The sequence below is a fragment of the Streptomyces sp. CA-135486 genome (assembly GCF_050936555.1).
Classification (GTDB): Bacteria; Actinomycetota; Actinomycetes; order Streptomycetales; family Streptomycetaceae; genus Streptomyces.
On sequence record NZ_JBNJMM010000001.1, the window covers coordinates 1,449,687 to 1,459,690 of the forward strand.

Annotated in this window: 11 protein-coding genes; 10 read left to right on the forward strand and 1 reads right to left on the reverse strand. The window is 69.5% G+C overall.

The window, feature by feature from the left end; all coding sequences use genetic code 11:
* The 10 genes from ACQEVG_RS06435 to ACQEVG_RS06480 all read left to right on the forward strand — a co-directional run bounded on the left by ACQEVG_RS06435 (window position 1) and on the right by ACQEVG_RS06480 (window position 8,751).
* Entirely contained in the window at window positions 1-903 is a 903-nt protein-coding gene (locus ACQEVG_RS06435; RefSeq protein WP_432978332.1) for a ParB N-terminal domain-containing protein, read from the forward strand.
* Window positions 904-927: 24 nt separating this feature from the next.
* The gene (locus tag ACQEVG_RS06440; RefSeq protein ID WP_224736245.1) at window positions 928-1,461 is read left to right on the forward strand and encodes a hypothetical protein; all 534 of its coding nucleotides are present in this window, start codon (window positions 928-930) and stop codon (window positions 1,459-1,461) included.
* A gap of 53 nt (window positions 1,462-1,514) precedes the next feature.
* Complete coding sequence (locus tag ACQEVG_RS06445; RefSeq protein WP_432978336.1) at window positions 1,515-2,951, forward strand: terminase large subunit domain-containing protein; 1,437 nt, start codon at window positions 1,515-1,517, stop codon at window positions 2,949-2,951.
* Window positions 2,952-3,026: 75 nt separating this feature from the next.
* Complete coding sequence (locus tag ACQEVG_RS06450; protein WP_432978339.1) at window positions 3,027-3,812, forward strand: HNH endonuclease; 786 nt, start codon at window positions 3,027-3,029, stop codon at window positions 3,810-3,812.
* Between the two features lie 123 nt (window positions 3,813-3,935).
* Window positions 3,936-5,645, forward strand: coding sequence for a hypothetical protein (locus ACQEVG_RS06455; protein ID WP_432978342.1), 1,710 nt, complete (start codon window positions 3,936-3,938; stop codon window positions 5,643-5,645).
* Between the two features lie 127 nt (window positions 5,646-5,772).
* Window positions 5,773-6,480, forward strand: a complete 708-nt coding sequence (locus ACQEVG_RS06460; protein WP_432978345.1) for a hypothetical protein — start codon at window positions 5,773-5,775, stop codon at window positions 6,478-6,480.
* Window positions 6,481-6,585: 105 nt separating this feature from the next.
* Window positions 6,586-7,002, forward strand: coding sequence for a head decoration protein (locus ACQEVG_RS06465; RefSeq protein WP_306501640.1), 417 nt, complete (start codon window positions 6,586-6,588; stop codon window positions 7,000-7,002).
* Between the two features lie 14 nt (window positions 7,003-7,016).
* Entirely contained in the window at window positions 7,017-8,066 is a 1,050-nt protein-coding gene (locus ACQEVG_RS06470; RefSeq protein WP_432978348.1) for a major capsid protein, read from the forward strand.
* A complete protein-coding gene (locus ACQEVG_RS06475) occupies window positions 8,066-8,353 on the forward strand; it encodes a hypothetical protein (protein ID WP_432978351.1) in 288 nt (95 codons plus the stop codon). Before ACQEVG_RS06470 ends, ACQEVG_RS06475 begins: the two co-directional genes overlap by 1 nt.
* 77 nt (window positions 8,354-8,430) lie before the next feature.
* Entirely contained in the window at window positions 8,431-8,751 is a 321-nt protein-coding gene (locus ACQEVG_RS06480; protein WP_432978354.1) for a hypothetical protein, read from the forward strand.
* A 675-nt stretch (window positions 8,752-9,426) separates the two neighbouring features.
* Here the strand turns inward: ACQEVG_RS06480 and ACQEVG_RS06485 are convergent.
* Window positions 9,427-9,948 (reverse strand): VUT family protein, encoded by a 522-nt coding sequence (locus ACQEVG_RS06485; protein ID WP_031477126.1) that lies wholly within the window; start codon window positions 9,946-9,948, stop codon window positions 9,427-9,429.
* Window positions 9,949-10,004: the final 56 nt, after the last annotated feature.

Below are 10,004 nucleotides of genomic sequence, written 5' to 3' on the forward strand. Positions count from 1 at the left end.
ATGGAGGAGACCACGCGCCTCGCCCCGCCGCAGATGGTGCAAGGCGACCCGCGCACGCTGACGCTGCTCGACGTCAACGCGCGGTTCCTGCCACACGAGCAGTTCCGGCAGCTCGTGGCGAACATCGAGCGTGACGGCTGCCTGACCTCGACGCCGCTGGTGTGGAACGACCGCGACACGGGGCGGCTGGTCGTCCTGTCCGGCAACCACCGCACGCTCGCAGCGATCGAGGCCGGCCTGTCGCAGATCTGGTGGATGCAGATAGACGAGCCGCTGCCCCGCCAGCGGCAGATCGCTCTCCAGCTCTCGCACAACGCCATCGCAGGCCAGGACGATCCGGCGATCCTCAAGGAGCTGTACGACGAGCTGGAGTCGGTGGAGTGGCGGCAGTACACGGGCCTGGACGACAAGGCCCTGGACCTGCTGGAGAAGGTGGACGTCGCCTCCCTGGGCGAGGCGAACCTCGACTTCGCCAGCGTGCAGTTCATGTTCCTGCCCGATGAGCTGGAGCGAGCCGAGGCCGCGTTCGACGCGGCCCGATCCACGGCGACGGCGGACCAGCGGTGGGTGGCCGGGCTGGAGCAGTACGAGCCGGTGCTCGATGCGCTGGAGACCTCCCGAGCCGCATACAAGATCGGCAACAGCGCGACGGCCCTCAGCGTGATCCTCGCTGTGTTCGAGCGGCATCTCGGCGAGCTGGCCGAAGGCTGGTTCGACACGACCACGGGAGAGGCGACGAGGGCGGGGACGGCACCGCTGGAGACGGTGTTCGGCGTTCGGGACGTGCCGGTGGAGACGGCCGCCGTCGTGCGGGCGGCCATCGATCGGATGGTGCAGGACGGCACCGTCCCGGCCGACGAGCCGTGGCGGGCGCTGGAAGTCCTGGCCGCACAGAGCAACTGACGGCCGTCGGCCAGGAGGTGAGCGGTGGCCGAGGACACCGTGGAGTCCTGGGAGCGGCAGAGCGGGGAGTCGGTCCAGGCGTTCGAGGCGTTCGCCGTGTACCGCGATCTCGGTCCAGCGCGGAGTCTGACAAAGACGGCACGCGAGTTGCATAAATCCCGCACGCTGCTGGGCCGGTGGTCGCGGCAGTACGCATGGGTGATGCGGGCCGCGGCCTACGACCGGGAGCAGGACCGCCTGTTCCTCGCGGAACAGGCACAGGCGCGGCGGGATATCGCCCGCAGGCACGCGAAGTTGGCGCAGGCCGTTCAGAGCAAGGCGGTCGCGCGGCTTCAGACACTCGACCCGCGGGAGCTGTCGCCATCCGAACTGCTGCGCTACATCCAGGTCGCGGCGGAGATCGAACGGCGGGCCGTGGGTGAGGCCCCGGCGGCCGGGACGGTCGAGGACCGGGACCAGGGCGTGGACGTGGCCTCACTGTCGGACGAGGAGCGCCGGGCCCGGATGGACCAGCTCCGCCGTGAACTGGAGCGCCGGCTGTCGGAGGGCGCGCAGTGAGCCGCGGTCGGGCCAAGCGCCGCATGGTTGAGGGGTTCGCGGACCCGTCGGTAATGAGCGATGAGCAGATGAAGGCCGAGGTCGCCGCACTGGTCCGCGCCGATGAGCTGTCGGCGCGCAGGTGGGCGTGCGAGGTCCCGAACTGTGATGGGCTGCCCCACGTTGGGTGGCTGCACCACCATGCCCGCGCGGCACAGCGTAAGCCGCTGTGGCTGTGGACGGTGTGGATGCTGCTCACCGGCCGTGGCTGGGGCAAGTCCCGGACGGCGGCGGAGACGGTGAAGGAGTGGGCGCAGACACCAGGTCTTCAGATCGCGGTGGTGGCGAAGAACGCGACGCTCGTGCGGGACATCTGCTTCGAGTCCCCGAAGTCGGGGCTGCTGTCGGTGTTCCCGCCTGAGGAAGTGGCGAAGTACAACTCGTCGCTGGGTGAAACGACGCTGCGCCTGGTCAACGGCACGCTGATCCGGGGATTCGGTGCAGAGACGCCGGACAACCTGCGCGGCTGGGCGTTCGACAAGGCATGGTGCGACGAGTACGCGGCCTGGTCGCGGCACACCGCGCAAGAGGTCTACGACATGCTGTGGTTCTGCCTGCGTGAGGCGGACACCCCGCAAGTCGTGATCTCCACGACGCCGAAGCCGCTCCCACACGTCAAGAGGCTCGTCGAGCGGGGCCGTGCCCAGGAGAAGGCGCACCTGGAGGGCGGGGCGCCGCCTCGGGTGGTGCTGACCCGCGGGCACATGCGGGAGAACGACGCGAACCTGTCGGCGGCGGCCCGAGAAGAGCTGGAGGAGGAGTACGCCGGCACCCGGTTGGGGCGGCAGGAGCTGTCCGGCGAGCTACTCGAGGACGTGGAGGGCGCGCTGTGGAAGGGGTGGATGCTGGAAGTCGAGGGCTTCCGCCCCCGGCCCGAGCATCTGCCTGACCTCCAGCGCGTGGTGGTCTCCGTCGATCCGGCCACGAAGTCGCACGAGAACGCGGACATGACCGCGTTCACCGTGGCGGGCCGTGGGTTCCCAGTGGAGACGATGTTCGGGGACGAACGGCCCCGCGGGTACCTGCTGCACTGCGAGCAGGACCGGCATACGCCGACGCAGGCGATGAAGCGGGCCGCTGAGCTATACCACGAGCACCGCGCCGACTGCGTGGTGATCGAGGCCAACAACGGTGGTGACTACCTGCCCGCGCTGCTGGAGCAGGTGGACCCGACGGTGAACTGGCGGATCGTTCATGCGACGCGTGGGAAGCGGGCGCGGGCGGCGCCGGCGGCGCAGCTGTACGAGCAGGCCAGGGTGTCGCATGTGGGTCCGGCCCGGCGGTTCGCGGAGCTGGAGGAGCAGATGACGACGTTTGTCGGCCAGGGCGAGACGGAGGACTCGCCCGACCTGCTGGACTCGGCGGTGTGGGCGTTGTGGGACCTGTTCCTGGATCCGACGATGCCGCCTCCGCGTGGTGGGGATGACCAGCGGCTCGCTGGTCGGCGGTAGTTGGGCCAAGGCCGTTGTCAGTGGGTTGTGGCAGCGTTGCGAGTTGATCGGCGCTGGACAGACAGGGAGTCGGGGATGGCGGGGGAAGCTCGGGTGATGCCGGCATGGGTGGAGAGCGGCCGGACCGTTGGGGTTCCGGCCGTGGCGTCGGTCGTGGACGCCCGCAAGATGAGATCTCGCCGTGAGGGCGTGCTCGGCCGGTTCGGGGTGGGCATGAAGAGCGTGATGAGTCTGCCCACCGGGACGGGGAAAACCGCGACCGCTGTGGCGGTGGCGATCGAGATGGCCAGGCAGGGCCAGAGGCTGACGCTCGTGGTCAAGGACCGTGCCGAACAGGAGGCGGTCGAAGCACAGCTGAAGGCCGCATGGGCAGGGCTGGATGAGGCGGCAGGTGATCAGGCCGCACCGGACAGCTTCCATCTGGTTCCCGAGCCGTACGCACCCCGACGGTTGCGTGCTCGCACCACCCCGGTAGCCGCGTACCGGGCGTTGTGTATGAGGGCGGCGGAATGGGAGGAGTCCGGGCGGGATCAGGAGCGGCGGGCCGTGGGGGGAGACCGACGTGTTCGGAATTCCGCAGCACGTCGGGCGGTGGTCATCCGAAGTGGGGGAAGGTGCGAGAACCCAGAGTGCTTGTTGCCGGACCTCCCGTACCGGACGAAGGCCGGGGAGCCGCTGCTCGAGGTCGACCACATCGATGACCACGCTGGCGGCGGCCGGGATCATCCGGCGGCGATGATCGCCTTGTGCCCGAACTGCCACAGCAACAAGACGCACGGAGCGGAGCGGGGTGCGCTTACCGAACGCCTGCGCAAGGTGGCGGCAGAACGCCATGCCACCTGGGCGGCCAGTGTCACGTAGCCGGGTCGTGGGGTTCGCTGGGTTATAGGCTGATCAACGGCGCGGGGCCGACGTCCGGAGGAGACTGTGGGCCTGCGCCAACTCGTTATCGATGCGTGGTCGTGGCTGAACTACAAGCCCGTTATGGCCGATGCCGGGCGTCCCGGCAGCCGCGCGTTTCCGGAGCTGGCCAAGACGTGGGTCCCGCCGCAGGAGCTACGGCGGTTGGCCGCATACAAGGTGCTGGCGGCGTACGACAACAACCAGGCCGGACAGCTCGCGGCGGCCGGTGGCGACGAGAGCGCGCTGGAGCGGCGGGAGCTGGGCGACGCGGCGAACCTCGTAGACACCGCGCTCGGCTACCTCCTCGGTTCAGAACAGAAGGTCGCGGTCGAGGGCGCGGAGCACGCCGATGAGGAGACGCCGACGCCCGGCGCGGCGGAGGCCGCCGCGGTGCAGGACCGGTTGCGGAAGTGGGCGGACAAGGAGCTGCTGACGTTCCGGGTCCAGCAGGCGGAGCGGGCGGCGGTGCTGCTCGGGGACAGCGTGATGGTGCTGGCGTGGAACCCGCAGAAGCAGCGGCCGACGCTGCGGGTCTACGATCCGGGGTTCTTCTTCCCGCAGTGGGGCGATGAGGATGAGGACTTCCCGAGCTGCGTGCATCTGGCGTGGGAGTTGCCGGCGGACGACGACGCAGGGTTGAAGGCCAGGGTGCGCCGGGTGACGTACGAGCTGGGTCCGATCTTCGAGGACGAGCCCGACGGCGACGTCGGCGCTGCGGCTGGTGGACGGCAGTACCCGTGGGAGCCGGGGCGGGCGTCCAACGTGACGTGCTATCTCACGGACGCGGAGTGGCTGCTGGAGGACCTGAAGAACGGTGAGACGCTAGACCGGCTGCCGATGGACAAGGCGCGTTTCCGGGTGAGATCGGACGGCACGGAGCTGAACCGGCTGGATCTGATGATCGACTTTGTGCCGGTGGTGCACATCGCGAACACGATTCCGGACGGCGGGGAGCAGTGGGGGCGCTCGATTCTGGCTCGGGTTCTGCAGGCGCTCGATGAGCTCGCGGCCACGGACTCGGACAGCTCCGCGGCCTCCGCGACAACGGGCACGCCGATCATCGGCCTCGCGGGTGCGCGGCTGCCGGTGGACCGGGCAACGGGCAAGCCTCAGGAGCTTCAGGTGAAGGCCGGTGCGGTGTGGCAACTCGGTGAAACCGGGCGGATGGATGCCCTGGACACGTCGCCGCAGCTGGCCGAACTGCGGGCGCGTGTGGATCACCTGCTGGAGCGGATCGCGGCCAACTCGCGGGTGACGGCGGCCGGGCTCGGGACGCTGGAGGCCACGGAGGTACCGTCGGGGTACGCGCTGAAGCTGGCTCTGGGTCCGCTGGATGCTCTGATCGGCATGATGCGGCTCGCCCGTGAACATAAGTACCGGCTGCTGTTCAAGATGGTGCAGCGGCTGTACCAGGCCGGGCGTGCGGAGGGCTGGGCTGCTGGGGAGACGCTGCCGGCGCGGCTGGCGTGGGCGCCGCACACGCCGACGGACCGGGGCGCGGTGCTGGAGGAGGTCGTCAAGGCGTACGGGGCGGGGGTGCTGTCGCTGGAGACGGCGGTGGCGATGCTGCTGGAGGCCGGGTACCCGATCAAGGACGCCTCGCAGGAGGTGGAGCGGATCCGGGCTAAGGCGGAGCAGGAGGCCGCGGTGCGGATGGCGGAGGCCGCTGCTCGGCGCGAGCGCGACGAGGATGACGGCGACCAGGAGGAGGACGACGGGTCGGGGTCGGCCGGGGTGAGGAAGCCGGTGGGGAAGGTGAGCGAGCGGGAGCCGGTGGAGGCGGGCCGGTGACGCGGCCTCGGGGTGGTGCCTTCCTTGTTCGACGCCATCCTGGGGGCAGTCGGACAGGGCTCGTGGCCGTGTCGGTGCAGGTGGCTACACTGGCTGTCAGCGCGGGGGCGCGCTCTGGAGGAGATGTATGGTCCGGCCCCTGCCGCCTCGCCGTCCTGTCGGCCACCGCCGTGACGGGCGGCCGATCTACCCGATTCTTGGTGCCTCGTCGGAGGACGAGACGAACGACCAGCTCGACGACGCCACGGACAGCGGCGGCCAGGAGCAGCAGGTCACGGTTACCCAGGACCGGTTGGGCAAGATGCTCACCCGCGAGAAGGCGCAGGGCGAACGGGCCGCGATCAAGCGGCTGTTGTCCACGCTCGGGTTCGACTCCCCGAAGGCACTTACCGAGTTCGTGACCGCGCAGCGTGAGGCAGAGCAGGCCGCGCTGTCGGAGGTGGAGCGTCGGGAACAGGTGGCTGCCGAGCGGGAGTTGCAGGCTGCACGCCGGGAGGAGCTGGCCGCCGAGCGGGAGAGGGCGGCGCTTCGCCGGGCCGCGCTGGTGGCGCTCGGTGCGGAGGGTGACGACTTGGTGGACGCGGAGCGTCTGCTGGCCGTGGATGAGGAGGACGCGGACGAGGCGCAGATCCAGTCGGCGGCCGAGGCCCTGCGGGCACGTCGCCCTGAGTTGTTCGGCGGGGTCCGCGCGCTTGTGCCGGCCGCCCCCGCGGGCGCACCGGCCGGTCGCGGCCCGATCCGTACGGCCCCGGTGTCCAGGCCCGGTTCGGCTGGGTTGGAGATGGCCAAGCGCCGTGGCCTGATCCCGGAGTTCAGCGACTCCGCAGCCCGATAGTCCGGGCCCAGACCTTGGGGGACCACGCCCCCTGAACTTCGTGGACGGCATCGCCTCCGTGGGCGGTGTGCGGAATCTGACCGCAGCGTCCATGGAGACACGCACATGACCATCCAGCCCGTCTCGAAGTCCGAGTACACCACCGCCAACCGCGAGTGGCTGGCGTCCCTGCACGGCACCGACTCCGTCGACACGATCACCCTCGACCTGAACCTGTTCTGCGAGGGCACGCACTACGTGTGCGGCGACGGCTGCGACCCGTATGGCCGGGTGCTGTCCGGTGTGCCGGTCGGCAGGGTCGCTGAGTCCGGCCTGTACGGCCCGTACGACCCGGAGGCGCACTGCGGCCGCCAGATCCTGCGCGGCTTCGTGATCGCCGAGGCCCCGTTCGCGCCGGGCCAGACTCGGGTTCCGGCCGCGCTGCTGTGGCACGGCGCGGTGAAGGCGTCGAAGGTGCCGGGCGGCATCGACGTGTCCCAGCTTGTGTGGCACCCGCGTGCCGCGCAGATCCGCTTCGTGTGAGCGGGGGCTGAGCTGTGACGATTCAGGACTTGCTCAAGGACGTCTCGGTCATGGACCTGACGGCGTTCGCCAGGGCGATCCCGTCCCCGAAGGACTTCCTCCTCACCCAGACGATCTTCCCGACCGTGGAGATGCGGGAGGTGAAGTGGCGTACGAAGGACTCCGGCCGGTACGTGAACGTCGCCAAGTACCGGGCGTTCAACGCCTCGGTGCCGTTCGCGACTCGTGAGGCGTGGCAGACGTCCCGCGAGGGCGCGCTGCCCGCGCTGGGCCAGAAGCTCGTCGTCTCCGAGCAGGAGCAGATCCTGCTGGAGGCGTCGCACGGCTCGGACCAGGACCGGCTGATCGAGCTGCTGTACGACGACGTGGAACGGCACGTCGAGGCCATCCGCTCCCGGCTGGAGTTGGCCGCCGGCGACGTACTCGCGGACGGCCGGTTCACGCTGGAACAGGAGAACGGCCTGACGCTGGAGGTGGACTGGAACGTCCCCGCCGAGAACATGCCGGTCGCCCGGATACCGTGGTCGGAGCCGGCCTCCGACCCGATCGCGGACGAACTGCGGTGGATTCAGCACCTGGACGACATCGGCGCACCGGAGCCGGAGCTGGTGATCACCTCCCGGAAGGCGTTCAGCTACCTGGCGGCGAACAACGCCTACCGGGCGGCCTACTACGGCAGCGTGAACCCGTCGACCACCCCGACGGCGACGCTCACTCCGCAGCAGATCAACGTGGTGCGGGGCAACTACAGCCTGCCGCCGATCCAGTTCTACAAGGCCCAGGTGCGGGTGGACGGCAAGCCCCGCAAGGTGCTGCCCGAGGACCTGTGGATTCTCGTGCCGCCGGAGCGGGAGAAGTGGGCCCAGACCATGTACGGGGTGACCGCGGAGGCCCTGGTGCTGTCGCGCGGGTCGAACCCCGAGATCATCCGCGAGGATGCTCCCGGCCTGATCATCACCCGAGGTGTCCAGGATGACCCCGTGCAGATCTGGACCAAGGGCGCCGCGGTCGGGATGCCCGTCATGCACACCCCGGACGCGCACATCGTGGCGAAGGTCCTGTGATGGCGGGCCGGGGGCGGCTGAAGGCCGCGGTCTACGTACAGGACCCGACCACGAGGGAGGAACTGGTCCTGCTGCCGGGCGACTGCCCGGACTCGGAGGTGGCCGTGCTGATCACCAACCCGGACGCGTGGGAGGTGCCGCCGGACGACCGCGACGAGCCGGATGAGGCTGTCGCGGTGGAGACGGCGGAGCCGTCCGGGAGCAAGGACGACGGCCAGGAGGAGACGGCCGGCGCGGGCGGGGCGAAGAAGACTGCGTCGCGACGGGGACGCTCGTCCTCTGCGTAATACGCTCACACGTACGGCCTGGAGCCACTTCCCCGAGCGGCTCCAGGCCGTACCTCGTACCGAGGGATGTGAACCTGGTGGACGAGTTCCAGCGGTCGTGGCTGCTCGCGCAGGTCGGCCCGGACACCGACCCGGCCGACCTGGAACGCCGCTTCTTCCGCCTGCGATCGGTGCGCGCAGTTGCGCTGGAGGTGCTGGGCGAGCGGCGAGCGAAGCTCCTCGCGGATCCGCTGAAGGTCACCGTAGACGGGGTTGTGACCATGGACCTCCAGGAGAACTTGCGAGGGATCGAGCGGCATATCGAAGCTGTACGGCAGGTACCTGCGCCAGAGGACGAAGACGAAGCGAGCGAAACTCTGGCAGTGGCTAGGCTCGTGCCGACCCGCCGCTACAGATAGCGCGCGGCCCAGGGCCACGCCGACGAGACACTGCAGCACGCCGTCTGTGCCTTCAATGGCCGGCCGAAGGCCGCGGGAGCAGGTGGCCCCGCGGCCTGTCTCACGGTTCTACGGCCAAGGCCAGTGGCCCCCACTCGCCGCTCCGAGTACCAGGGACGCAACTGCTGTACCTGCCACAATCGCGGGCGAGATGTACACCGCGAAGACGGTGCGGCCGCCGACCAGCAGTTGTACGTTTGCACGCCGTACAGGGGCGGACGTCGACGATGGAGCCTCCGGGCCCCAGGAGTCATCTGCGGGGCCATGCCCGGGTGACTGCTGGCTGGAGCCTGTGCCATGGTGTGTACTCACCAGTTGTCCTTTCGCATGAGCACGGCCGCCGTCTCCCTGGCCGCCAAACCTGAAGAAGACGGTGGCACGCGACACTCGGTCCCCCCGGGTTCGAGAGGACACAAAAGGGCCCCACCAGACCTAGTAGGCACGGTGGGGCCCTCATTGATGACGCGACCGTATCGGAGGCACCAGGAGCGGGGCAAGTTGGCCTTGCGACTCGTGCCCTGGCGTCAATGGCCAGACGTTAACGGGGAGTTGTCCTGGTGCTGCGCGTGCACAGGTCAGTGCCACGCGACGCCCTCACCAGCACCCTCGATGACGTCGCCAACGGTGCTGAGGTGATCAGGCGCTCGCGCTCGCTGGCTTGCTGCGTCGAAGGAGGGCCAGCACGGCGATTGCAGCGAAGGTCATCCACGCCTTGCCGAGAATCTGGCCGGGCAGGTACTCGAAGGAACCGAAGGCCAACTTGAGGAAGAGGAGGCTGTCCGCCAGCAGGCCGACGGCGTTCGAGGCGAGCATCGCGATCAGCAGGCCGCGCTTCCGGAGAGGCTCGTAGACGACGAAGTCCATTGTCTCGGCCACCGCGAAGGCGGCAGCTGAGGCGCCAGCCAGCGCCGGGTCAGCAAGGAAGTACGACAGGATGGTGCCGACGGCTATGGCCGCGAGAACAGCACCACGGCCGGCGGACTCACGGGCGAGGTCCCGAAGTACCAAGGCGAGACCCACCATGTAGACGCCGGCAGGGGCGGCGTAGCCGAAGCCGACGGGGACGGCTCCGAAATGGGTGACGGCGAGGTTCGCCGCGGGGATGGTGGCGACGTAGGCGACGAGGGTCGCGATACCGGCAGGGGCGGGGAGCTTCACGTTCTTCTCTCTGTGTCAGTGATGTCGTCTTTGCGCCGATACCACGCCGCGGACGG